Source organism: Borrelia duttonii Ly (assembly GCF_000019685.1).
GTDB classification, from domain to species: Bacteria; Spirochaetota; Spirochaetia; order Borreliales; family Borreliaceae; genus Borrelia; species Borrelia duttonii.
Genome location: NC_011229.1, coordinates 378,444 through 403,034, shown reverse-complemented (window position 1 = coordinate 403,034; position 24,591 = coordinate 378,444). Strand labels below are relative to the sequence as shown.

The window sequence follows — 24,591 nt, the reverse complement described above, 5'->3', positions numbered from 1 at the left end:
ATATGATAGATGTTGTATTTTTAAAAACCTTGCTTAAAGAAAAAAAATATTCTGATATAAAGGAAGAGCTTTTAAAATACGATGCTTTTGATATTAGTGAAGCTTTAAAGAAGCTTAATGGTTCTGATTTGATTTTGATTTATAGGTTTCTTCCCAAAAAGGTTGCTGTTGAAGCATTTTCTAATTTTGATCAAGTTACAAAAAATAAATTGGCCAATTCTTTTACAAATAAAGAAATAAGAGAGATGGTAGATGAGTTAAATCTTGATGATGTTATTGATCTCTTAGAAGAAGTTCCTGCAAATGTTGTGCAAAGGTTTTTAGCAAGTTCTACTGAAGAGAATAGGGAGATAATTAATAAATTTTTGTCTTACAGTGATGATTCTGCTGGTTCAATTGTGACAATAGAATATATTGAGCTTAAAGAATATTTTCATGTCAGAGAAGCTCTTGATTATATTAGAAAGGTTGCAAAAACCAAAGAAGATATTTATACCTACTATATTACAGATGAAGAGAAACGATTAAAAGGTGTTGTTAAGATTGAAGATTTAATGTTGTCTAGTGATGATGTTGTCATTTCTACTATCATGAAAAATAGTGGATTTTATATTGTAAAAGTTGGTGATGGAAAAGAAGATGTTGCTTTGCTTTTCCAAAATCATGATATTTCAAGTGTTCCTGTTGTTGATAATGAGGGACGGATGATAGGAGTCATTATTATTGATGATATCCTTGAAGTAATTCAAAATTTAAATACTGAAGATTTTCAGATAATGGCCGCGGTTACGCCTTTGGGTAAATCTTATCTTGATACTTCTATTTTTGATATGACAAAAAATAGAATAATTTGGCTTTTGGTTCTTATGATATCTTCTACTCTAACTGCCACTATAATTACTAATTATCAAAATTTAGTTTTATCTTTAGTGATTCTAACCAGTTTTATTCCACTCTTAATGGATACTTCTGGTAATGCTGGCTCTCAGGCATCTGCATTAATTATTCGTGAACTTGCTCTTGGAACTCTTAAGGTAAAAGATTTTTTTAGAGTGTTATTTAAGGAAATATGTGTAAGTATTTTAGTTGGTTTAATTTTGGCTAGTGTTAATTTTTTACGAATTGTATTTTTTGTAATTCCTGCACATGATGAAAAATTTAAAATAGCTTTTGTTGTTTCTGCGTGTTTGATGATAGGGTTGATGGTAGCAAAAATATTGGGAGGTCTTTTGCCTATTATGGCTAAGCTTGTAAAGATAGATCCGGCTTTGATGGCTGGACCTTTAATTACTACTATTGCTGATGTTGTGACCTTAATTGCTTATTTTAATATAGCAAAATTAGTGTTGTCAAATTATTTTTAATAGGTATGCTTTATAAGCATTAAGATAGAGTTGATTTGGAGGAAATTTTGAGTGATTGTATTTTTTGTAAGATAGTTAAAAATGAAATTTCATGTTATAAGGTTTATGAGGATAATTTAATACTTGCTTTTCTTGATATTAATCCTTTAAATATTGGCCATACTCTTGTTATTCCCAAACAACATAGTAATGATATTTTAGATGTGAATGATGAACTTGATGGACAACTATTGGGAGTGTGTAAAAAAGTAGCTTTATCTTTAAAAAAATTGGACTTTAATATTTGTCAGGGAGTTAATATTTATAGTGCTATTGGTTCTGAGGCAGGACAAGTTATTTTTCACACTCATTTTCATGTTATTCCACGATTTCAAGGTGATAATTTAGGTTTTAAGAGAAATTGTAGTATTGAACTTTCAGGAGATGAATATTTAGACTTATCTAAAAAAATAAGTAAAAATATTTGAAATTTTTATCAAAATTGATGATTGAAGTATCATTTTAACTAATAATTGGTGTTAAATTTTATTGTATATTGTGTTTGTTTATATATGATATGGCGTTGTTATTATCATATTTATATATTTAAGGTATGTTAAGGGTAAATTAAGTTTTCCTTTTTTATATTTTCTAATGTTTCTAGATACTTACTAGATTCATATTTTGCCATATTGAGATTATGATCTTGGTAATTACCACATTCTTTTTCAGTTGCACCTATAACATTTCCTTGAAAATTGGTGATTTCATTAAAAAGCCAAGATATTAAATCAATTAGATCCTTGCTTTCATAATTACCAAGAAGTATTAGGTAAAAGCCTGTTCTACAGCCCATTGGTCCAAAATATATTATCTTATCTCCCCAAACTTTATTGTTTCTAAGTAGTGTTGCTCCTATATGTTCAATTGTATGAATTTCTGCATTGTTAATTACAGGTTCTTTGTTGGGGGTCTTCATTCTAATATCTACAGTAGTTAGTGTTAAATTGTCAAATGTATCTTTCCTTGAGATATATATGCCAGGTTGTAATTTTGTGTGGTCAATTGTAAAACTTGATATTTTATTCATATTTGAAACTCCTTTTTGATTGTGTCTACGAAATCTAATTTTTCCCATTCTAATTCGTTTTTCCCAAAATGTCCGTATGTACATGTTTTAGAATATATGGGCTCTCTTAATTTTAGTTTTTTAATTATTCCATTAGGAGTTAAATCAAAGTTATTTATTATAAAATTTAATATTTTTTTTTCATATTCATTATCATTAATTCCTGTAGTTATCTTAATAGATATTGGTTTGGGAATGCCAATAGCATAGGCAATTTGCATTTCAAATTCTCGAGAGATGCCCGCTGCTACCATATTTTTAGAAATGTATCGTGCCATATAAGCTGCTGATCTGTCAACTTTGGTAGCATCTTTGCCACTATAAGCTCCACCACCATGTCTTGCAAATCCTCCATAGCTGTCAGCAATAATTTTTCTTCCTGTAAGACCGGTATCACCAGTAGGTCCACCTATTACAAAATTTCCAGAAGGGTTAATGTAATATTCTATATTATTTTCGAACATTGATCTGCTATTTAAAACGGGTTTTATAATTTTTTCGATGATTGTTTGTTTTAAATAGGAATAAGGGATATCAGGATCATGTTGATGGGATAAGACAATATTGCTGACTTTAATTGGATTTTTGTAAGAATCATATTCAATGGTTACTTGGGATTTAGCATCGGGACGCAACCACTTAATTTCACCTGATTTTCTAAGTTTACTAGCTTCTTTTAAAATTAAATTAGATAATTCGTATGCTATGGGTAAGAAATTTTTAGTTTCATTACATGCATAACCAAAAATTATTCCTTGATCCCCTGCTCCTATATCTTTTGTATCTTTTTTTTCAACTGCATTTGTAATGTCTATTGATTGAGAACCAATAGCATCAATTATTGTTGCTGATTTATAATCAAGTCCATATTCTATATTTGTGTATCCAATATTTTTTATTGTTTGTTTTGCGGTTTCTTTGATATCTATATCTTTTTTTGCTTTACTGTTTATTTCTCCTGCTATTACTATTAAATTTTGTGAAACTAAAGTTTCACATGCTACTTTTGCCATTTTGTCTTTTTTAAGTATTTCATCAAGTATGGCATCAGAAATTTGATCCGCAATTTTATCAGGATGTCCTTCAGATACGGACTCAGATGTTGCTGTTAAATTATTGTTATTCATATTATCACCTTACGTATTATATAGACTTAATTAGTTCCCTTACCATTTTGGCTGAATTTTTTGATGCATCTTGTAAAAATTTATTAAAATCTATGTGATTATTTTTGTTGTTTGGGAAGTCAGATATTGAACGAGTGACTATAAACGGTATGTTGAATGTGTATGCTACTTGGGCAATTGCTGCACTTTCCATTTCTACAGCCAAAGCATCTTTAAAATCATTTTTGATTTTTTCTATCTGTTTTTCATCTTCAATAAATTGATCACCTGTAAGTATTAGACCAATATGAACATTAACATTTTGAAATTTGTCTTTGATAATACTAATGACTTTGTTTAGTAAAGTTTTATCTGATTCGAATTTTTGTGGAAATCCTGGCACTTGTCCTATTTGATAGTCAAATTGCGTTAAGTTGAAATCGTGAAATGCTGTTTGTGATGATATTATGATGTCTGATATTTTAATGTTTGAAGATTCTTGAAGTCCTCCAGCAGTTCCTGAGTTGATTATATGGGTAATTTTATATTTTGCTATAATATAACTATTCCACATGGCTGCATTTACTTTTCCAATGCCAGTGGTTAAAGATATTATTTTATGTCCCTCAATTTCTCCTTTATAAATTTTTTTTTCACCTAGGTAATTGTCTATTTTGATTTCTTCTTTGTTTTCAATAATTTGATGTATTTCTCTTGCTTCTTCATCCATTGCAGATGTTATTAAAATCATGTTTTGCTCCTTTTTATATTTCTTTTAAACCATATTTTTTTAAAATAAGGTTTATCTCATCTTGTCTTAGTATTTTTTTGATACCTGTTTCTGTTTTGGGTATGGATTTAATGTAACCTTGATTGTCATTAGGATGTATAACTTTGCCATCTTTTATTATGTACTTTATATACGGAACATTAATATTTATTTCGTTGATTTTTATTATTTTAGCAATTGAATTGTCATTAAGTTCAACTATAAAGTCTAGGGGACATTGAGATAGAACTTTAATTATTAGTTTTAGAACTCTTTTGTCAAATTTTTTATCAGCATCTTGTATTAATTCGATAAGAGATGCTCCCGAGCTTGAGGCTCCTTTATATATCTTATCTAAAAGAATTGCACTATATGCACTAGCAGCACCTATTATATTAGCCTCAATGTTAATTTGTTCACTTTTAAGTTTGTTTGGGTATCCTGATCCATCTAAATTTTCTTTATGTGTAAGTATTGCTAGACAGATAGATCGTGAAAAATTAGTGGTTGATATTATTTTGTGTCCAAGTACAGGATATTTTTTGATTATTTCAAATTCTTTGTCAGTTAATTTTTCTTTTTTTTCACTTATGCTTAAAGGTATAAATAAAAAACCTATTTTATGAAGAAGAGCTGTTGTGCAAAGTTCAACAGTTTTATGATTATTTAAATTCATTTCATTGCCAAGAGCTACAGTTAATATTGAGGTATTTATTGAATGAACAACATGATAATCAGATAAGAGTTTAGGTATTTTTATATATTTGATGAATGTTTGTTGATTTTTTTTATAAAATTCCATTACTTTTTTTACAATGGGAATGACATCTTGGTAATAAATTTTTTTGTTTTTTTTGCAGGTTTCGTATATTTCTTCTAAATTGCTTATTAGTATGTGATAATTTGCAATAGATTCTTCATCATACTCTTCATTAATGTTAATATATTTTTTTGTTTCTCGTATTAATGATTCATTAAAGAAATTTCTTTCTATTTGTATTGCGTTTTTAAGCCCCCATTTTTCAATGAGCTCGGTGTTGATAGGTTGTAATAGTGAATCTTTGGGCCATATTAAGAAATCTTTTTCTATTACATATGAGAAATTTTTTATTTCTTTTGCTAAATTATCAAAGCTTTGCATTTGTCTCCTTAAGCTTTAAGCTTAATAATAAACATGTAACAATGGATTGTTTATTAATTTTCTATCTATTTAGTATAATGATACTATATGTGCACTTAATTTTAAAATAGAACTTTATTATAAGAGATTTTTTGATGGTTGACAGAATACTTTTTATTTTTAATATTTTGTTTTTTTGTTTTTTTTTATATTTTATTTATTTTTTACAAATTTTCAACTTTTCAAGTTTTTTAAATTTTATTATTTTGCATCGATATTTCATTTTGTATTTTATTGTATTTGTCTTTGTTTTTAATATTGTATATTCTAAATTTTTATATTCAAGATTATATTTTATATTAAATGGTATAGAGAATACTTATACTTTTTTAAGACTTAAAATGATTCGCAAAACACTTAAGAGTGTATTTGATATTTCTACGCTTTTAAAAATAACTTTAATCAAACAAGATAAAAAAGCATTTGATGATATTTATCTTTATTTGAAAGATACTAAAATGAGTAATAAGACAATAATAGAGCTTTATGCTATATGTGTTAGTTTTAGAGAACAAGAAAAAGCTTGTAGTTTGATTATGAATCATGTAGAGAATCGTAATAAATGGGTAAGGTATTGTGTATCACTACATGCAATTTTTGATGAAGATTATGAAAAATTGAATAATGAGATAAATTTTTTAAAAAAATCCTTTTTAAAAGGAGATCTTATTTTTACAATTTATTTTTATTATCTTTTAAAAAAATCAAAACTAGAACGTCATTTGGTTGAAGAGAAACGACTTGAAATTAGGAATAAGTATTTAAAACGTAAAGATAGACTTAATATTAAACATACAAAATTACTTGGTTCAAATTTATTTTTTGTAGTGTTTTATTATATTTATGATATTTCAAAAAAGGACATTTTTTATTAAAAGAGGTTGTGTTTTGAATATAAGAGTTAGATATGCTCCTTCTCCAACTGGTTTGCAGCATATTGGAGGAATTAGGACAGCTTTATTTAATTATTTTTTTGCCAAATCCTTTAATGGAAAATTTTTACTTAGAATTGAAGATACAGATCAGACTAGATATTATAAGGAAGCAGAAGAAGATTTGTATCAAAGTTTAGCATGGCTTGGTATTGATTTTGATGAAGGGCCTACTTGTGGAGGTTCTTATTCTCCTTATATTCAATCACAAAGAACAGAGATATATAGGAAATATGCTAAAGAGTTGATTGAATCGGGAAATGCTTATTATTGTTATTGTTCACCTGATAGATTAGAGAGAATTAGAAAAATTCAAACTATTAACAAGATGGCACCAGGTTATGATAGACATTGCAGGCACTTGAACAAAGATGAAATTAAAGATGCTTTAAGTTTAGGCATTAGTCCTGTTATTAGATTTAAAATTCCTTTTGATGGTGAAACTTCTTTTAATGATATTTTGCTTGGCAAAATTACATGGGCCAATAAGGATATTAGTCCTGATCCTGTAATTTTGAAATCTGATGGATTTCCAACATATCATCTTGCAAATGTTGTTGATGATCATTTAATGGAAATTTCACATGTATTAAGAGCCCAGGAGTGGATTTCTTCAGGACCTTTGCATGTGCTTCTTTATAATGCTTTTAGATGGAATCCTCCTATTTATTGTCATCTTCCAATGGTAATGGGAAGTGATGGACAAAAATTAAGTAAGAGGCATGGTGCTACAGCTTTAAAGCAATTTATTGATGATGGATATCTTCCTGAGGCTATTATTAATTATGTTACTTTGCTTGGTTGGTCTTATGATGGCAAGAGTGAGTTTTTTACCAAAAATGAACTTCAAAAATTATTTTCTATTGATAAAATCAGTAAATCACCAGCTGTTTTTGATTATAACAAATTAGATTTTTTTAATAGTCATTACATTAGGACAAAAGAAGATCATGAATTAGCCGAACTCTTATTGCCTTTCTTGCAAAAGGCAGGTTATATTAAAAAGGATAGTAATTCTTGTGACAAAGAAAAATTATTGCTTTTGGTCCCGTTAATAAAGCCAAGAATTAGAAAACTTGGTGATGCTGTTGGCATGCTTAGGTTTTTTTATACAAATATTTCAACTTGGAATTTAAATGAATTTTTGGGGAAGAAAAAAACAGTAAGAGATATTTATTTATTGTTAGAAAAAATTAAACCAGTATTAGAAGGTTTTGAAACAAGGATATTGTCCGAGAATGAACAAATTTTTTATAATTTTGCTAAGGAAAATGATCTAAAAATAGGAGAGGTTTTGCTTCCAATTAGGATTGCAGTTCTTGGAAGTAAGGTATCACCACCTCTTTTTGATTCTTTGCAATTACTTGGTAAAGTTACGGTCTTTGATAGAATAAATAAAGCACAGGATTTTTTAAAAAAGTATGAATTATAGATTAAGTTTTTAGGATGTTTGATATGGCTAAAATAGAAGATATTATTTCACTTGCTAAGAGGCGAGGTTTTGTATTTCAATCCTCAGAAGTTTATGGGGGTTTGTCGGGTGTATGGGATTATGGGCCTTTAGGTGTTGAGATTAAGAAGAATATACAGGAAGAGTGGTGGAAAAGTATGGTTTACTTTCATGAAAATGTTGTGGGATTAGATAGTGCTATTTTGATGAGGCCTGAAGTTTGGAAAGCTTCTGGACATGTTGATAGTTTTTTGGAATTATTAGTTGATTGTAGAAATTGTAAGAATAGATTTAGGACAGATTTTATTGATTTATCTAAGGGGTGTCCTAATTGTGGTTCTATAGGAACTTTTACAACTCCTAGAAGTTTTAATTTGATGTTTAAGACTAATATTGGGGCTGTTGAGGATAGTTCTAGTGAGATTTATTTAAGACCAGAGACTGCGCAGGGCATTTTTGTTAATTTTCGTAATGTATTGGATACTACAAGACTTAAGGTTCCATTTGGAATAGCACAAGTTGGTAAGGCTTTTAGGAATGAGATAATAGCAAAGAATTTTATATTTAGAGTTTGTGAGTTTGAACAAATGGAAATGCAGTTTTTTGTACATCCGAGTCAGATGGATGATTGGTATTGTTATTGGCGAGAGAAAAGAATGAACTTTTTTATTGAAACTCTTGGAATCAAAGCTGATAATCTTAGATTTCAAAAACACAATGATGATGAGCTTGCTCATTATGCAAAAGCTGCAGTTGATATTGAATATAATTTTCCATTTGGTTTTCAAGAAATTGAGGGAATTCATAATAGAGGTAATTATGATTTAAATCAACATGCTAAATTTTGTGGTAAATCTAAGTTGTTTGAATATCATGATTTGATAACAGGTGATAAGTATATTCCTTATGTAATTGAAACTTCTCTTGGACTTACAAGAAGTGTACTAATGACTCTTTGTGATGCTTATGCTTGTGAGGAACTTGAGGGAGGGGATAAGCGAATAGTGTTACATTTACATCCTAAGATTGCTCCTTATAAGGTTGCAATACTTCCTCTTGTAAAGAAAGATGGATTACCCGAACTTGCTAGAAAAGTGTTTATGCAATTTAGCGATGATTTTTATATGTTTTATGATGAGAATGGTACGATAGGTAAGCGTTATAGACGTCAAGATGAAATTGGTACACCTTATTGTGTAACAATAGATTATGATACGATTGAAAATAGGACAATAACTTTAAGAGATAGAGATACTATGACTCAAACAAGAATTTCTATTGATGATTTGTATTCATATGTTAAAACGGGAATTCTAAATTACAAGGGAGTTTAAATAAATGAATTTATCCCTAAAGGTTTTAGATAAGAGAGGATTTTTAAAACAGTGTACTAATTTGGAAGAGTTAAGTACATTGATGGATAGAGAAAAAATAGTTTTTTATGTTGGAGTTGATGCTACTTCTGCTTCTTTGCATATTGGACATTTAATTCCTTTTATGGTAATGCTTCATCTTCAAAGACAGGGTCATATTCCAATTATTTTAATTGGTGGTGGAACTACAAAAATAGGAGATCCTTCTGGTAAGGATTCAATGCGCAAAATTTTATTAAAAGAAGATATAGATGAGAATGTTAAAACAATAAGTTCTCAATTGCTTAAAATAATAGATCTTAGTAATGGTGGGTATATTCTTAATAATGCCGAATGGCTTGATGGCATTAATTATATTGAATTTTTAAGGGAAGTTGGTATTTATTTTTCTGTTAATCGTATGTTAAGTTTTGAAACTTATAAGAGAAGATTAAAAGATGGTCTTTCATTTATTGAATTTAATTATCAACTTTTACAGTCATATGATTTTTATATGTTAAGTCGTATGAAAAATTGTAAACTTCAAATTGGTGGTGATGATCAGTGGGGAAATATTGTCTCAGGTGTTGATTTGGTTAATAGAAAATCGGGAAACAAAGTGTTTGGGCTTACATTGCCGCTTATTACAAGAAGTGATGGTAAGAAAATGGGTAAATCAGAAAAAGGAGCTGTTTATCTTGATTCAGAGCTTTATAGTGTTTATGATTTTTATCAGTATTTTAGAAACATTCCAGATTTAGATGTTAAGAAATTTTTATATTTATTTACTTTTTTAGAAGAAGAAGAGATTGAACGTATTGCAAGTGTTAAGGGACAATTGTTAAATAATGCAAAAGAGATTTTGGCATTTGAGATAACAAAAATCGTTCATGGTAAAGATGAGGCTTTAAAAGCATCCTCAGCAGCTAAAGCAGCATTTAAAGGAGGTGACGGGAGAGCTGATATTCCTTTTTTTAAATTGGAATTGACTAATTTAGAGGAGAGTATTTTATTAGTTGACTTAATGGTTTTAGCAAAGGTTGTATCGAGTAAGTCAGAGGCTAGGCGACTTATTGATTCTGGTGGAGTTTATATAGATAAAGTAAGGGTAGGAGATCAAAATTATTGCCTTTGTAAGGACAATTTTATCAATGGTGAAATTGAACTTAAAATAGGCAAGAAAAAGATTTTGAGAATTGTTTTATAATTGGTGTTTCATGTATAACAGAAGAGCTTTAAATCATTTGTTTTTTAAATCGTTTCTGTTTTTTGTGGAACGTAAACATCTTTTTTTTACCGAAGAACATATCTTTTATAGTTTAATTAGTGATGATGAAATTAGAGAATTGCTTAGTTTATGTGCACTTGATTTTTATAGTTTTAATAAAATTTTAGAAGAATTTTTTACAAAACTTCCTATAAGAAATGCTGATTTTTATGATTATTTTTTTAAAATTAATGATTTATATCAAGAAATAATCGATACTATTTTTTATTATAAAAAACCTTATGTATTACAAGAGAAAGATTTGTTATGGGTATTAATTAGGAAAAGAAAAAATACAATTTTAGATGCTTTATTAAAATCGGGTTTTAGTTTAGATATATTTGACAAAATAATGGAGATTTATGACTATTTAGGTTCGAATTTAGATTTAGGTTTTCTTAAAAATGAAAAATTGCTTACAAATGATCTTTTTAATAAAGGGATAGATAAATATGGAGGTTTAAATATTTTTGAGGAAGATTATTTTAAATTAGAACAAGATGATGATTCATTGGATGAGAACAATTTGGTTGATGATTTCTTAGTTAATGTTATTGATAATTTGGATCCCAATTTAGCTACAAATCCTTTGATTGGTCGCAAAAAAGAATTATATACATTAATTCAAATAATGCTTCGTAAACATAAAAGTAATCCAATTGTATTTGGAGAGCCTGGGGTTGGAAAGACAATATTGCTTCAAGGACTTGCTTATATTATAAGAGAAGGTCAGGTGCCTCATGAATTGATTGATTGTGAAGTTTATTCTCTTGATATTGGAAGACTTATATCTGGGACTAGGTATAGGGGAGATCTTGAAAATCGGGTTAACAAACTCTTAGATTTTTTGCATTTTAAAAAAAAAGTAATTCTTTTTATAGATGAGATTCATATGATAGTTGGAGCTGGTGCTACATCTTTTAGTAACATAGATGTTTCAAATTTATTAAAACCTATATTAACTTTGGGTAAAATAAAGTTTATTGGGGCTACTACCAAAAATGAATATAAAAAATTTTTTTTGAAAGACAAAGCTTTACTAAGAAGATTTCATGGTGTTGAACTTAAAGAACCAAGTTTAGAGGATACTTATCATATTTTGAAAGGGGCTAAGGAACAATATGAAAAACATCATCATGTTGAGTATACAGATGAAGCTATATGGGTTGCAATTACTATGTCTAAATACATAAAAGATAGAGCTTTGCCCGATAAAGCTTTTGATCTATTAGATGGTCTTGGCTCTAAATTTAAACTTGAGGGTAATAAAAAAGTTATAACAGGTGATGATGTCAGAGATTTTGTTAAGTATATGGTTGGAACCAGTATTTTTAATTTTGATGATTATGATCAAGATTTACTAATGAATTTGGAACATAAGATAAGAACAAGTATGATAATTGATGAGAGTATTTTATCCGAATTACTTTTGCATATTAAGCTTTTAAGAATTAAATTTTTCTTTAAAAATAGTACTCTTGGTATTTTCATTTTAATTGGATCTTCTGATGTAGATAAGAATAAACTTGCGTGTGTTTTATCAGAAGAACTTAATATGCCTAAACTTACTTTGGGAATGAGTGAATATTGTGATTTTGATGGTATTAATCGATTGATAGGACCAGTATATGGTTCTGAAGCTTATGATGAACCTACTAAATTCTTTAGATTTTTAAATGAGTCTTTAAATTCAATTATTGTTTTGTCAGATTTTGATAAGTCTTCTAAGAGAGTTATAGATTTTTTTTTTGAAGGATTTAATACAGGTAGACTTTTTGATAATTTTGGTAGAAGTGTCAGTTTGTCAGGTAGCATTATAATTATAGATATTAATATAGAATATAGAGAACTTGATGGTATTGGATTTAAAAATGAAACTGTTGATATCAGAAGTTTATTAGAAAAACGTTTTTCTAATAAATTTCTAGACTTAGTAGATCATGTTTTTTTCTTTAGACCTGTAAGTAAGAGTGATTTTAAAAGGGTGATTATTGAAGAGGTGAATAATTTTGTTAAAATACTAAAAAATGAAAAAATAGATCTTTTTTTTGAAGAGGCTGTTATTGGTTATTTTCAAAAACATATTTATGAGAATGGGCTTGGAATTAGGGGTATTCGTAAAATTGTGATTAAAGAAATTGGAAGTTTGTTGATTGATGATTTGATTTTGAAAAAATTTAAAGAAAATGATAAGATTAGAATTTTTCTAGACGATACGATTAAATATGAGTTATTATAATTTTATGGTTATAAGGAGGTATATATGAAAATATCTATTGTGGGAGCAGGGGCTTGGGGTACTGCTGTTGCTAAAGTTTTGGCAGATAAGTTTAAGGATCCTGTTTTAATATGGTCTTTTGAAGAAGATGTTAGAGAGAGTATTAATAATAGCCATGAGAATACTAAGTATTTAAAAGGTATTAAATTGCCAGATAATTTGATTGCAAGTTCTGATTTACTTGATATTGTAAATCAATCTGATTATATTTTTGTTGTAACCCCTTCTCTTTATACTTTGAATGTTTTAAATAAATTGAAAAGTGTGCTTACTACTAAAAAGTTTAAGCTGGCAATATTAACAAAAGGTTTTATAACAATTGATGATAAACCTTGTACTATTATAGAGGTTGCAGAAGGTGTTTTAAGAGAATATAAGGATGAAATTACTTATATTGCAGGACCAAGTCATGCTGAGGAAGTTGGACTTGGAATTATTACGGGACTTGTTGCTGCTAGTAGGAATAGAGCCAATGCTTTTGAATTTATTAATTTATTTAGTGGTACTTCTATTTCTATGTTTTATAGTTATGATATTCTTGGTGTTCAGGTGGCATCAGCTTTAAAAAATATATTTGCCATTGCATTTGGAATTTTGGATGAATGTAAAATTAAAGATCCAAATTTGATAGGTAATAATACAGAGTCTTTTTTATTTTCTGTTTCTTTAAATGACATGAAAAATATTGCATTTAAGCTTGGATCTTGCAATGAGGAAACATTTTTGTTTTTAGCTGGTTCTGGAGATTTAGATGTTACATGTAGAAGTATTTTTGGAAGAAATAGAAGATTTGGTCGTGAAATCGTTGGCAAAAATATTTTGGAGGATTTTAGAGATATAGATGATCTAATAAGTAACATTAATAAAATTGGTTATTTACCTGAAGGATTGGTTGCTGCTAGGGAAGTTGCTTTGCTTTTTAAATTTTTAGGTATTAGTTCAGATTTTCAAAACTTGGCAATGATAGTGTATAAGATTTTAAATAAAGAATTAAAACCAGAAGCAGTTATTGATTATATAAAAAATTTTAAATTTTAGGACCCAAATAGTTGGGTCTATTATTTTTTTTTATTTATCATATATATTATGTTGGTGTAAACATCGTCAATTATTGCAAAATTCATTACGATTTCTGTAACTTCGTTTGACTTAATTGCCCCTATGATATTTTTATTTTTTGTTAAGTTTTCTCTTTTAACTAAAGAATTACTGTCAACTAATATTTTTATTCTAGTTAAATCTTTAACTACTTGTTTTATGTTTGTAATTCCCCCAAAGCATTCTAAAATATGTTCTGATGTTTCTATTGTTTCTTTATGCATTTTGTCATCCTTTAAAGAATGCTTTATAAGCCATATAAGCAGTATATATGTCAAATTTAGAGGTTATTTCAAATGGTGAATGCATGCTAATAACTCCAGGTCCCATGTCTATTGTTCTAATTCCATAGTGTGCTAGGAATTTTGCTACAGTTCCTCCTCCTCCTTCTTCTACTTTTCCAAGTGTTGCTACTTGCCAAGCTATATTGTTTTTATCTAATAAATTTCTAATATAAAATACAAGTTCAGCATCAGCATCACTGGCCATAATTTTACCTCCATGACCTGTGTATTTCATTATAGGTATTCCATATCCTAGCTTTGGTGCGTTTTGTTCATCATGTACTTTAAATAGAGGATTTATTGCACCGCAAACATCTGCGGATATGCTTTTTGAGTTCCATAATGCTTTGTGTACAATAAGGTTATTATATTCTTTTTGTTTTAGTTTAAATATTATATCTGATACAAAATATTCAAGATATCTTGATTGCAAACCAGTTGAGCCAGTTGAGCCAATCTCTTCTTTATCTACCAAGAAACATATAGCGGTTTTATTTGGTGTTTCTTCTAAATTTAGGATAGCTTCTAGTGATGTATAGGCACAAACTCTATCGTCTTGTCCATAAGCTCCAATGAGTGCTCTGTCAATTCCTACATCTTTTGCTTCTCCTGCTGGTACTATTTCTATTTCTGCTGAAACAAAGTCTTCTTCTGATATATTGTATTTTTCTTTTAATAATGTAAGAGTAGCAAATTTTACTTTTTCTTTCTCTCTAGATTCAATAGGTAGACTTCCAATTATGATTCTTAGATTTTCTCCTTCAATAATATCATCAGCTTTTTTGTCTCTTTGAACTTTTCTATCAAGGTGTGGTAATATGTCGGGAATTACAAATACAGGATCATCATTATTGTCACCAATGCTAATTTCTACTTGTTCTCCATTTTGTAAAAATATTATTCCTCTTATTGATAGGGGGGTAGATAGCCATTGATATTTTTTGATGCCACCATAATAATTTGTTTTCATCATTGTAAATTCGTTTTCTTGACTAATTGGTGATGGTTTAGCATCAAGTCTTGGTGAATCTGTGTGTGAGACAATAAAATGCATTCCATTTTCAATAGGTTCTCTTCCTATAAATACAAGAGCTATGTTTTTGTTGCGAGATGTGTAGAAAATTTTGTCTCCAGCTTGAAGTTCTTTTTTTTGGCAGGCGCTGATGAAACCTTTTTCTTTTGCTTTTTGTATGGCATAGTTGGTAGCTTCTCGTTCTGTTTTTACTGTATTTAAGAATTTCTTGTATTTGTGAGCAAATTCTAATATATTGTTTTTCTTTTCTTCGTTTAATGACAGCCAAGGATTTTGTTTAGTCATAAAATTCCTCCTCTTAATTACTTATTATAACATTCTAGCACTTGTAATTTGTTATGTATTAATTATTTTGTCAGCCTAATAATGTTTGTGATGTAACTTTAAATCTTTTGATGTATAAAAATTTATGTATTTTTATATTGGTTCTGGCTTATGCCATAAAAATCCTTGACCATAATCTATTCCTATTTCACTAATCTTTTTAAAAATTTCTTCATTAGACACGAATTCAGCGATAATTTTTATTTGTTTTGTATCAGCAATTTCTTTTATTGATTTTATTATTACAAGATCTATTTGACTAGAATTTATTACTTGAATAAAAGAACCATCTATTTTGATGATGTCTATTGGTAAAATTTTGATGTATGAAAGAGATGTATATCCACTTCCAAAATCATCAAGTGCAAGTTTAATTCCAAAAGTTTTAAGTTCATTGAAATATGTGTTGATTAATTCGAAATTTTCTACAATGCCAGTTTCTGTTATTTCTAGGCATATATTTTGAAGTGGGACATGACTTTGTAGAAGGGTTTCTTTTAAAAAGATTCTGAAGTTTTTGGATTTAAGTGAATATGGTGAAATATTGATTGAAAAGATATGAACACCATTTTTTGTTACAAAGTTTGTATATTCTCTTAATGCTTTAGTAACTACTAATTTATCTACTTCTACGGTTAAATTATATTTATCTATTAAACCAAAGACATGATTGTTTGGAATTGGTGTTCCTGTGTAATCAAAAAGTCTTGTTAATATTTCAATTTTAGGTGTTAAATCTTTTTTGAGAGGGGTAATTTTTTGGTAGTATAGACTAAAGAAGTCATTTTTTATTGCTTTTATTATGTATTCAAATATTTTATTTTGATTTTTAATAATTATTGTTTCTGGTAATTCATCTTTATATAAAATAGGCATGGAATCTTTGTATTCATCAGATATTTTTGTTGCTATTTTTAATTTTGAAATTTTTGTTTCTATATCTTCTTTTAAGTTTACTTCTATTATGCCTATATTAAATTTAAGTATTATGAGACCTTCTTTTTTAAGTTCTCTAGAGATAGTTTTTTTTATTTCTTCTGCAATTGAAATGACTCTTTGTTCTCCTCCACTTGTGGATATAATAACTATTAGATTATTGTCTTTTAATTTAAATATATATTCTGAATAGAATGACATTATTCTAGAAGTAATTTTTTTAAGTATTTTTACGTCTATGTGGTCCCTATTGCCTTTATATTCATATTCTGTATTTATGTGTAAATCCAAATCAAATAGATATGTTTTTTTAGAAGAATAATCAATTTGGTTGATCAATAACTTTTCAAGTTCTTTAATATTATATAAGTCAGTTTCTTGATCGATGACTTCGAAGTGCGGAATATTGTGCTTAGATTTTAAATCAGATACATCTTTTATTGTAATTAATTTATCAATGTTATTTTGAGCAATTGTACTTATAAATAGATCGACGGTTAATTTTTTGTTATTTTTTACCTTTAAAAGACAATCAGTTATCAGTATATTTTTAAATTCAGGAATATCATCTATATTATAACTTAAATCTATTTTAGTTTCTTTTTCAAAATCTATTATATCGATATCACTTATTTTGTTTGTTTTACCTTTAATCTTTATTGGTAATTCAAGTTCTTTACTGCCTTTTTCATTGATATAAATGATGTCATTTTCAGTGTTTGTGATAATGACTATTTCTTGAATAAGTTCAGATAAGTTTAAGAAAAAATCAAGATTGGCATTTTTATTATCATAATAAAATTTTTTCTGTTGTATTAGTTTATTTTTTTCGCTCAGTTCTTGTATGCTTTGTAATATTTCTATGTAATTTGGTCTATAAATCGATTCATCTATATATTCATTGTTTATGATAATTGAATGAACGTTATTAATACTTTTTAAGTCATTTGCTATATTTATTGAAAAATCTATTGGTCTTTTATGATTATAAATAACGGCAAATTTAATATTGCTTTGTTTGATATATGAACTTGAGACATTTTTTCTAGATTCTATTATTTGAGATATTGTAAAAATAGATTTTATTTTTATAACATCTTTATCACTAACAGCTTTTTCAGATATTACGATTGCATTTGGATTTTTATTCCTCATCTTACTTAAATAAATCTATCTTATTTTTTATATAAATCTATGTTTTTGTTGATTTATTTAGTTTTTTTGAGCTTGTTTTTTAGTCCATATAAGCCAGATTATTCCTGCTAATATTAAAATTGACGAAAATATTTGGCCCATTGATATATTTAAAAATGAAAAGTCCAATATGCTCTCAGGTTTTCTGTAAGTTATAATAAATCCTATTTCTTTATCAGGCTCTCTTAGGTATTCAATTAAAAATCTAAATATTCCATAAAGTATTATGTATACACCAAAGATAAAGCCATCATATTTTTTTATTTTTCTAAATATGAACCATAATAATAAAAAGATTACAGGTCCTTCGAACAATCCTTCTATGAGTTGGGATGGGATTCTTGGTAAATTAATAAATAAATCATGAGGTAATATTTCAAGGCCAACCGATTCTGCGAATTCTTTGACTCCATTTTGGCTTATTTTAAAAGGTTCTGCATTTGGAAAGATTACACCACCTTTCATTGGTCTTCCATAAAGTTCTGCATTTGCAAAATTAGCAAGTCTTCCAAGTATATATCCTGAAGAGAAAGCTATTGCACCATAATCTGTTATTTTTTTAAAATATTTTTTTACATTCGTGTTTTTAAGTTTTGTGTTTATCATTATTAACGGTGCAATAATGACTCCAAAAAATCCTCCGTGTATTGCCATTCCTCTAAAGCCTGTAAAATTCCAGTTTTGGTCAAATGGTAAAAAAATCATCCATGGGTGTGTATAATAAATACCACTTTTATCATAAATTAAAGTAGATGCTAATCTTCCTCCAATGATTGCGCCCATGACGATGGAGAACATTAATTGCTCATAATCATTTTTGTCTATGTCAAGTTTGTCAGTCCTGATTTGATACCAGATAAATTTATAAGAAATTATTATAATGATGATATAAGATAGGCTATACCATGTAATTGGAATTCCTTTAATGATTTCGGGATGCAACCAGCTAGGATAATTTATATAATTTGGCATTTCTGTCTCCTTAGTCTTTTTTTAATTTTGTAAATAATTTTTTTTTAAACATTATATTTTGTTTTCTAAGTGTTGCAATTTCTTTTTGTTGAGATTTGATTATATCAATTATTGCATTGTTGTCTATTGTTTTATTCATCAATAATGATTCAAGATATGCGTACTTTTCTAAATATTCGTCTTGTGCTTCTTTTATTACAAAATAGTAGCTTTCATTTAAGTCATCTTCATTTAAAAGCTCTACATCGTTTATTACATCTTCAAGTTCAATTAATCTTTTAGCTATTTTTTTTATGCTTTTTGAAATTAAACTTGTTGGCTTATAAATAGTTATTGGTATTTTGTGATTTAATGCTTGATCAACAAGTTCATCTTTATAAATTGAGCCTATACTTTGTAAATTGATATTTAAATAATTTTTAGCCGACTTTAGTATTTTTTCAGTTTTAATAATATCTTCAGGTTTGTTTAACATGTTAAATATAATGAAGGGACTAAATTGTGCGAATATTTGCATAAATTTTGCATAATTTTCAGGATCATGTTCCTCTATTTTAAGTAGAAGATTTGGTATGTATATTTTTTGTAAATCTGTAGAATCTTTTCTTATATTGGATACTATTTTGTATGCTTTTGTTTCTTTTGTAAATATTTTTGATATTAGTCTAAAGATTGCGTTTTTTAAGAATAAATAGGCATTCATTGTTGCTGTTACTGTTGGAATTGTTACTATGACTCCTCTGTTTGACATTAAAAAAAAATCTATTGTATTAAATGTTGTCCCAGCTCCAAGATCAATTATTAGATAGTCGTAATTTTGATTTTTTAAATTTTTTATTATTTTTTTCTTTTGAAAGATAGCTATATTTGCAAGTTCTGGTATATCTGAGTCTCCTGCTATAAAATTTAAATTTTTTATTCCTGATTCAAGGATGATGTCTTGAAAGTGAATTTGTGTTTTGAGAAATGTTCCGATGCTTTTTTTTGGCATAATATTAAGCATAGAGTGTAAATTGGAACCACCCAGGTCAAGGTCTACAAGTAATACTTTTTTCCCTTCATTTGCAAGACAAATTGCAATATTTGTTGAAAAAAGAGATTTACCAACTCCTCCTTTTCCACTAGCTATAGGAATGATAATCAACCGTTACTCCGTTATTTTGTCCTTGAATTTAAGTAGAATCAAAATCACTAAGTTAAATATAACGTAAGTGATTATTATTATTGCTAAAAAAGTAAATAGCCATGGTTGATATGTTTTGAATAATTCAAGAGCTAATCCTAATGTAGCAAGCAAAATGTTCATTATGATTTGCAGGCTTTTAGTTATGTTAATTAAATTACTTAGAATTTTAAGTTGATCGTAGAGTATATATTGTATTGTTAATATTGCTACGCATAATTCTGGAGAGAATATAATAAATGCTATTAAAAATTTTATAGAAGAATTGTTTATAAATATTGTATTACTTGTGAGTTTATATAGTGCTAATAAAATTAATGTGCTTGCAATTGTTTGCATTGCGATAATGAGAGTTATGATTATTCTTTTTGTTTTTAAGCTATTTATCTTTAACATAATCTTAAAATATTATATTATGAAGATAAAATCAAGTTTTATTTGTGTAGGAATTTTTCAATGAAAAAGAAATTTTTGGTATTTTTATACGTTGTATTAGCTTTAGTTATCAGTTCTTCAGTTATTGTAGAGTCTATTTTTGCTCAAGCAAATTCTTCTAAGAGCAATTTGTCTGCGTCAAGTTATGGTCAGATGATGATGGAGGCTTTTAATTTTATTAAGAAAAATTATGTTGAACCTATTGATGATGAGGCTGTTTTTGAAGGGGCTTTACAGGGTATGTTTAAGGCATTAAATGATCCTTATTCTCAGTATTTGACAAAAAAAGATTTAGTAGAGATTTCAAAAACTACTGAGGGAAATTATGTGGGAATTGGGGTTGTTATTGCAAAAAAGGAGATTTCTAAAAAGTCTAACAATACTGCTTCTGATGTTCCTTATATAATGATTATTAATGCTTTTGAAGAAGGACCTGCTTATAGAGCTGGTGTTCGCTCTGGTGATTATATTAAGGCTATTGATGGTAATAGTACTGATTCTATGACAATAGAGCAGGTTAGCGAGCTTTTAAAGGGAAAAGCGGGTACAAAAGTTAAAATTTCTATTTTGAGAAATAAAAATTTAGAACTTGAATATGATCTTGTGAGAGAAAAAATAGATATAGAAACAATTAAATATAGTGTTATTAATAATGATGTCGGATATATTAGGATATTAAGTTTTAATCCAAGTACTAATATTTACTTTAAAAAAGCTTTTGAAAAACTTAAATTGCAAAATATCAACTCTTTAATTTTAGATTTAAGGCTTAATCTTGGAGGTTATCTTACCGATGCAATAGAAATTGCAAATGATATTTTGGCTGAAGGACTCATTGTATCAACAAAGGCAAGAGATTTTAAAATACCTTTAGAATATGTCACAAGGGAGTATAGAGCCGATTCTTCACATATAGTACCTTTAGATATGCCAATTGTTGCTTTGATTGATAAATATTCAGCATCAGCTTCGGAAGTTTTAGTTGGAGCTTTAAGAGATAATCAAAGAGTGTATGTTATAGGTGAAAAATCTTATGGAAAAGGAGTGATTCAGCGTATAGTGCCTTTCCATACAGGAGGATTTAAGATTACGCATTCAAAATATTATACCCCTTCTGGACAGAGTATTCATAATGTTGGTATTAAACCTGATTTGGAGATTAAGGAAAGAGAATTATCTGAAGTTGAATTTGGAGTTTATACCCGAATGCTTAATGAGGAGGCTATAGAAAAGTTTTTAAATAGCAAGATAAATAAAAAATCGCTTTCTGAGAAAGAGGTAGATATTTTTGTGGATAAATTTCTTGAAACTTCTTATGTAAAGGCTGGTAAGGATATTAGTAATATAGATAAGAAAGCTTTGGGGCGTTATTTGTTTTTGCAATTTTATCAAGATATACACCATAATCAGCCAATTTATAATTTATATTATGATGAAGTCTTGAAAACTGCTTATGAATATCTTGTAAAGAAAGGGACACAAAATTAATTTGTGAAACAAATAGTTTTAGATTATAGTTGTCTATTTGATGATGACATCATTATTGATGATATTAAGATTTATCACTATCTTGTTAATGTAAGAAGATTAAGGGTAGGTGATAGATTGAATATTCTTTTAGGTAAAAGAGAGATAAGATTTTCTGAAATTTTGAGTATAGAAAATCACCGAATTAGGTTTGCTACTCTTAGAGTAGAGGAGCTTAAGATGCGTGACTTTGCAATAGATATATTTATATCAAATCTTAAGGGTAGGAAATTAGATTTAAGTTTAAGACAAGTTGTTGAGATTGGTGTTAATAGTATAAATATTGTTAATGCTGATAATTCTATTGCTAAGCTAGATATGGATAATTTAGAACCAAAGAAATTAAGATTTTTAAAGATAATAGATGAGGCTTTAAAACAAAGTGGAAATGCTCAAATTCCCAGTATTAATTTTTATAATGATTTTTTTAGTATTCCTTATTCGTCATCTGTGAATTATTACGTTGCTTATAGTAAGGGTGATTTTTTGCATTTGGGTGAAAACATTAGTGTTTTTGGTAAAATTGGGATTTTAATAGGTCCTGAGGGTTGTTTTTTAAAGTTGGAAATTGATTTTTTTAAAAAATTGAATTTTAAATTTGTAAGATTTAATACTCCTATTTTAAGAGCTGATACAGCTATTGTTTATGCACTTGCTCACTTTAAATTATTATTAGAGGGTAATAATGGCTAATTTAAAAGATATATATTCAAAACCAGATAGGATTTATTTTCTTGGAGCGCCAATAGATGTGTTTAAAAATCATGAAAAATTGATTAGTAGATTTGAATATCTAATATCTCATCCGTATCATTCAATGGTAATTTTTATTGACTGTAAATCTTTATTGAAATTTTTGATCTTTAAGAGTTTTAGAAATCTTGTTAAAAGTTCTTCTCTTGTTTTTTCAAATTCAAGGTTACTTAGAACACTTTGTAAATTTTTAAAGAGGATTGATATTGGTTGTTATGATTCAAATTCTATTTTACTTGTTTTAATGAGTGTATTGGAGAATACATATAAAACGTGTTATATTATTGATAAAGATAAAATAATTTCTAAAAAAAATTTTTTAAGATTAAAAGAGTCGCATAAAGAAATTAACTTTATTGGTTACTATGACTTGAGGGCTGTTAAGAGAAATAAGGAAATGTTTTTTGCTAATATTAATAAACTTACTCCTAGTATGATAATAAGTTTTTGTAATAGTAATTATCTTGAAAATTTGTTTTATGTCAATAAATTTGGAATTAGAACAAATTTAACTGTGTTTTTGTGATTTCTTTTGGTTTTAATTGTTTACAAGTTTAATGAGGTAAAGAAATGTCATTTGTATTAGATCAGGCTGTAGTGTATCCAATGCAGGGAGTAGGCAAAATAAAAAATATTCAGAATAAGGAATTTAATGGTGAATTTATTGATTATTATGAAATATATTTCCCATTTAATGAGATGACTTTCATGGTTCCAGTAGCTAGAGCTGCAGATCTTGGAATTAGAGCTTTGGTTAGTAAAGAAAAGGTAGAAGAAGTTTTTGATATTATTAAGGATTTTGAGGGGCAAATAGATCAAAAAAAGATCAAAGATGGTAGTCATGATTTTTATAAGCAGAGTGATATATTAAGTACTGCTAAGTTATATAAATTTTTGTATGTAAAATCTATGCAAAAAGAGTTGCCTTTTTATGAAAAGAGAATTTTAAATGATTTTGAATTAATTTTACAACATGAGATTAGTTTAGCTTTGCAAATTAGTTTTGAAGAAGCCAAAGAAAAGATTAGAGAAGTTCTCTCTGGGGGGCAGTCTTAGATTAGATTGTTTATCACTTGTAGGAACATATATGTTAAATATTGTAAGGTTTATATCCTTAATATCTTGTAGATTTATTTTTATGTTTTTTCTCTTTTCGTTTGTTTTTGTTTGTACATCTTACTTGAAGTACACATTCCTACATGTAGATCTTTCTGTTTTAAGTTTTGAACTTTATTATGATGCTTATCTTTATGCTTTTCCTTTATCTTTAGTTGTTACTTTTATGAGAATTGCTTATCCTTTTAGTATGACTACATTCAGAGTTTCTGGGATTTTATATATTGTTGTCTTTATTTTTATATTGTTTTTGTCTTATTTTGGATTTTTAGCTTCTGTTAATTTTAATACTATCTTTTTTGATTTACATAACAGGGATGAGAAGATAATTAAAGATGATACTGTGCATTTTTTTGATGATCAAATAGTTTTTTATAGTAATGATATTAAATCATTTGGGTTTAAAGGTGTTTTAAAAATTACAGATAATGAGTTTGATGATGAGGATTTTAAATCTTTTTCATATAATTCAGGATTTTCTGAATCTGATGTGGCGAATTTTAATGAAAATGCATTTTTTACTCAAAAGCTTTATAGTAATTTAGTTGGTTATATTTTTAATGATTTAGACATTTTTAATAATTTTTTACTTTCTTTAGAATCTTTTGGTTTGATATTGAATATATTTGGATTTGTTTTGCTTTTATTTTCGTTTTCTTATATTTTTAATTTTATATTTCTCAATAGTTTGTCTTTATTCCTTTATCCTATTTTTGTCATACTGTTTTTTAAAGTTTATAATATTTATGCAATTGAATTTCCGGAGAGTTTAGATTTAATTATGGGTGAAAATGTAATATCTAATTATCTTACTTTCATTTTTTGTGTACTTACATTTTGTTCTACTTATTTGATTGGTTTTCTTTTTAAATATATTAAAGTGAATGAAGGATTTGATAATAATACGTTACATTAATTAATTTGTTAGAT

Annotated in this window: 22 protein-coding genes; 13 read left to right on the top strand and 9 right to left on the bottom strand. The window is 27.6% G+C overall.

Going from position 1 to position 24,591, the window contains the following annotated elements; all coding sequences use genetic code 11:
• The first annotated feature begins 2 nt into the window (after positions 1–2).
• Complete coding sequence (mgtE, locus tag BDU_RS01860) at positions 3–1,364, top strand: magnesium transporter (protein WP_012538137.1); 1,362 nt, start codon at positions 3–5, stop codon at positions 1,362–1,364.
• Between the two features lie 47 nt (positions 1,365–1,411).
• On the top strand, positions 1,412–1,831 hold the full coding sequence (locus BDU_RS01855; protein ID WP_041177708.1) for an HIT family protein: 420 nt from the start codon (positions 1,412–1,414) through the stop codon (positions 1,829–1,831).
• 128 nt (positions 1,832–1,959) lie between these two features.
• On the opposite strand, the gene BDU_RS01850 is transcribed toward BDU_RS01855, so the two are convergent.
• Genes BDU_RS01850 through BDU_RS01835 form a run of 4 tightly spaced genes read right to left on the bottom strand, consistent with a single transcriptional unit; the run spans position 1,960 to position 5,488 of the window.
• Positions 1,960–2,433, bottom strand: coding sequence for an S-ribosylhomocysteine lyase (locus BDU_RS01850; protein ID WP_041177707.1), 474 nt, complete (start codon positions 2,431–2,433; stop codon positions 1,960–1,962).
• Positions 2,430–3,599 carry a methionine adenosyltransferase gene (gene metK / locus BDU_RS01845; RefSeq protein WP_012538134.1) on the bottom strand — a complete coding sequence of 390 codons (1,170 nt, stop codon included), beginning with the start codon at positions 3,597–3,599 and terminating at the stop codon, positions 2,430–2,432. Before metK ends, BDU_RS01850 begins: the two co-directional genes overlap by 4 nt.
• A gap of 16 nt (positions 3,600–3,615) precedes the next feature.
• The gene (locus BDU_RS01840; protein ID WP_012538133.1) at positions 3,616–4,329 is read right to left on the bottom strand and encodes a 5'-methylthioadenosine/adenosylhomocysteine nucleosidase; all 714 of its coding nucleotides are present in this window, start codon (positions 4,327–4,329) and stop codon (positions 3,616–3,618) included.
• Positions 4,330–4,342: 13 nt separating this feature from the next.
• On the bottom strand, positions 4,343–5,488 hold the full coding sequence (locus BDU_RS01835; RefSeq protein ID WP_012538132.1) for an HD-GYP domain-containing protein: 1,146 nt from the start codon (positions 5,486–5,488) through the stop codon (positions 4,343–4,345).
• Between the two features lie 134 nt (positions 5,489–5,622).
• Between BDU_RS01835 and BDU_RS01830 the strand changes: the two genes are divergently transcribed.
• From BDU_RS01830 to BDU_RS01805, 6 genes are read left to right on the top strand one after another with little or no spacing between them, the layout of a single operon-like run.
• Entirely contained in the window at positions 5,623–6,402 is a 780-nt protein-coding gene (locus tag BDU_RS01830; protein ID WP_041177706.1) for a hypothetical protein, read from the top strand.
• The gene (gene gltX / locus BDU_RS01825; protein ID WP_012538130.1) at positions 6,371–7,891 is read left to right on the top strand and encodes a glutamate--tRNA ligase; all 1,521 of its coding nucleotides are present in this window, start codon (positions 6,371–6,373) and stop codon (positions 7,889–7,891) included. The genes BDU_RS01830 and gltX overlap by 32 nt, the downstream gene beginning before the upstream one ends.
• A gap of 23 nt (positions 7,892–7,914) precedes the next feature.
• Positions 7,915–9,243 (top strand): glycine--tRNA ligase, encoded by a 1,329-nt coding sequence (locus tag BDU_RS01820; protein WP_041177705.1) that lies wholly within the window; start codon positions 7,915–7,917, stop codon positions 9,241–9,243.
• 4 nt (positions 9,244–9,247) lie between these two features.
• Complete coding sequence (gene tyrS / locus BDU_RS01815; protein WP_012538128.1) at positions 9,248–10,468, top strand: tyrosine--tRNA ligase; 1,221 nt, start codon at positions 9,248–9,250, stop codon at positions 10,466–10,468.
• Positions 10,469–10,478: 10 nt separating this feature from the next.
• Positions 10,479–12,767, top strand: a complete 2,289-nt coding sequence (locus tag BDU_RS01810; protein WP_041177776.1) for an AAA family ATPase — start codon at positions 10,479–10,481, stop codon at positions 12,765–12,767.
• Positions 12,768–12,791: 24 nt separating this feature from the next.
• Entirely contained in the window at positions 12,792–13,844 is a 1,053-nt protein-coding gene (locus tag BDU_RS01805; protein WP_012538126.1) for an NAD(P)H-dependent glycerol-3-phosphate dehydrogenase, read from the top strand.
• A 20-nt stretch (positions 13,845–13,864) separates the two neighbouring features.
• Here the strand turns inward: BDU_RS01805 and BDU_RS01800 are convergent, their stop codons facing one another.
• From BDU_RS01800 to BDU_RS01780, 5 genes are all read right to left on the bottom strand, one after another.
• Positions 13,865–14,128 carry a PTS transporter subunit EIIB gene (locus BDU_RS01800; RefSeq protein ID WP_038366215.1) on the bottom strand — a complete coding sequence of 88 codons (264 nt, stop codon included), beginning with the start codon at positions 14,126–14,128 and terminating at the stop codon, positions 13,865–13,867.
• Positions 14,129–14,132: 4 nt separating this feature from the next.
• On the bottom strand, positions 14,133–15,506 hold the full coding sequence (locus tag BDU_RS01795) for an aminopeptidase (protein ID WP_012538124.1): 1,374 nt from the start codon (positions 15,504–15,506) through the stop codon (positions 14,133–14,135).
• A gap of 132 nt (positions 15,507–15,638) precedes the next feature.
• Positions 15,639–17,636, bottom strand: coding sequence for an EAL domain-containing protein (locus tag BDU_RS01790; protein WP_012538123.1), 1,998 nt, complete (start codon positions 17,634–17,636; stop codon positions 15,639–15,641).
• Between the two features lie 57 nt (positions 17,637–17,693).
• Positions 17,694–18,647: a prolipoprotein diacylglyceryl transferase gene (gene lgt, locus BDU_RS01785; RefSeq protein WP_012538122.1), complete on the bottom strand. Its 954-nt coding sequence runs from the start codon at positions 18,645–18,647 to the stop codon at positions 17,694–17,696.
• A gap of 10 nt (positions 18,648–18,657) precedes the next feature.
• Positions 18,658–19,791 (bottom strand): P-loop NTPase, encoded by a 1,134-nt coding sequence (locus BDU_RS01780; protein WP_012538121.1) that lies wholly within the window; start codon positions 19,789–19,791, stop codon positions 18,658–18,660.
• Between the two features lie 495 nt (positions 19,792–20,286).
• Here BDU_RS01780 and BDU_RS01775 point away from each other — a divergent pair, with 495 nt between their 5' ends.
• Genes BDU_RS01775 through BDU_RS01755 form a run of 5 tightly spaced genes read left to right on the top strand, consistent with a single transcriptional unit; the run spans position 20,287 to position 24,577 of the window.
• Positions 20,287–21,753: a S41 family peptidase gene (locus tag BDU_RS01775; protein ID WP_041177704.1), complete on the top strand. Its 1,467-nt coding sequence runs from the start codon at positions 20,287–20,289 to the stop codon at positions 21,751–21,753.
• Between the two features lie 3 nt (positions 21,754–21,756).
• A complete protein-coding gene (locus BDU_RS01770; protein WP_012538118.1) occupies positions 21,757–22,485 on the top strand; it encodes a 16S rRNA (uracil(1498)-N(3))-methyltransferase in 729 nt (242 codons plus the stop codon).
• On the top strand, positions 22,478–23,071 hold the full coding sequence (locus tag BDU_RS01765) for a hypothetical protein (protein WP_012538117.1): 594 nt from the start codon (positions 22,478–22,480) through the stop codon (positions 23,069–23,071). The genes BDU_RS01770 and BDU_RS01765 overlap by 8 nt, the downstream gene beginning before the upstream one ends.
• 44 nt (positions 23,072–23,115) lie before the next feature.
• The gene (locus tag BDU_RS01760) at positions 23,116–23,601 is read left to right on the top strand and encodes a CarD family transcriptional regulator (protein ID WP_012538116.1); all 486 of its coding nucleotides are present in this window, start codon (positions 23,116–23,118) and stop codon (positions 23,599–23,601) included.
• Between the two features lie 31 nt (positions 23,602–23,632).
• Positions 23,633–24,577, top strand: coding sequence for a hypothetical protein (locus BDU_RS01755; protein WP_041177703.1), 945 nt, complete (start codon positions 23,633–23,635; stop codon positions 24,575–24,577).
• Positions 24,578–24,591: the final 14 nt, after the last annotated feature.

Excerpts from the sequence above, each read along its gene's own strand:
- mgtE (WP_012538137.1), top strand. The coding sequence starts at position 3 with ATGATAGATGTTGTATTTTTAAAAACCTTGCTTAAAGAAAAAAAATAT.
- BDU_RS01850 (WP_041177707.1), bottom strand. The coding sequence starts at position 2,433 with ATGAATAAAATATCAAGTTTTACAATTGACCACACAAAATTACAACCT.
- metK (WP_012538134.1), bottom strand. The coding sequence starts at position 3,599 with ATGAATAACAATAATTTAACAGCAACATCTGAGTCCGTATCTGAAGGA.
- BDU_RS01840 (WP_012538133.1), bottom strand. The coding sequence starts at position 4,329 with ATGATTTTAATAACATCTGCAATGGATGAAGAAGCAAGAGAAATACAT.
- BDU_RS01835 (WP_012538132.1), bottom strand. The coding sequence starts at position 5,488 with ATGCAAAGCTTTGATAATTTAGCAAAAGAAATAAAAAATTTCTCATAT.
- BDU_RS01830 (WP_041177706.1), top strand. The coding sequence starts at position 5,623 with ATGGTTGACAGAATACTTTTTATTTTTAATATTTTGTTTTTTTGTTTT.
- gltX (WP_012538130.1), top strand. The coding sequence starts at position 6,371 with ATGATATTTCAAAAAAGGACATTTTTTATTAAAAGAGGTTGTGTTTTG.
- BDU_RS01820 (WP_041177705.1), top strand. The coding sequence starts at position 7,915 with ATGGCTAAAATAGAAGATATTATTTCACTTGCTAAGAGGCGAGGTTTT.
- tyrS (WP_012538128.1), top strand. The coding sequence starts at position 9,248 with ATGAATTTATCCCTAAAGGTTTTAGATAAGAGAGGATTTTTAAAACAG.
- BDU_RS01810 (WP_041177776.1), top strand. The coding sequence starts at position 10,479 with ATGTATAACAGAAGAGCTTTAAATCATTTGTTTTTTAAATCGTTTCTG.
- BDU_RS01805 (WP_012538126.1), top strand. The coding sequence starts at position 12,792 with ATGAAAATATCTATTGTGGGAGCAGGGGCTTGGGGTACTGCTGTTGCT.
- BDU_RS01800 (WP_038366215.1), bottom strand. The coding sequence starts at position 14,128 with ATGCATAAAGAAACAATAGAAACATCAGAACATATTTTAGAATGCTTT.
- BDU_RS01795 (WP_012538124.1), bottom strand. The coding sequence starts at position 15,506 with ATGACTAAACAAAATCCTTGGCTGTCATTAAACGAAGAAAAGAAAAAC.
- BDU_RS01790 (WP_012538123.1), bottom strand. The coding sequence starts at position 17,636 with ATGAGGAATAAAAATCCAAATGCAATCGTAATATCTGAAAAAGCTGTT.
- lgt (WP_012538122.1), bottom strand. The coding sequence starts at position 18,647 with ATGCCAAATTATATAAATTATCCTAGCTGGTTGCATCCCGAAATCATT.
- BDU_RS01775 (WP_041177704.1), top strand. The coding sequence starts at position 20,287 with ATGAAAAAGAAATTTTTGGTATTTTTATACGTTGTATTAGCTTTAGTT.
- BDU_RS01765 (WP_012538117.1), top strand. The coding sequence starts at position 22,478 with ATGGCTAATTTAAAAGATATATATTCAAAACCAGATAGGATTTATTTT.
- BDU_RS01760 (WP_012538116.1), top strand. The coding sequence starts at position 23,116 with ATGTCATTTGTATTAGATCAGGCTGTAGTGTATCCAATGCAGGGAGTA.
- BDU_RS01755 (WP_041177703.1), top strand. The coding sequence starts at position 23,633 with ATGTTAAATATTGTAAGGTTTATATCCTTAATATCTTGTAGATTTATT.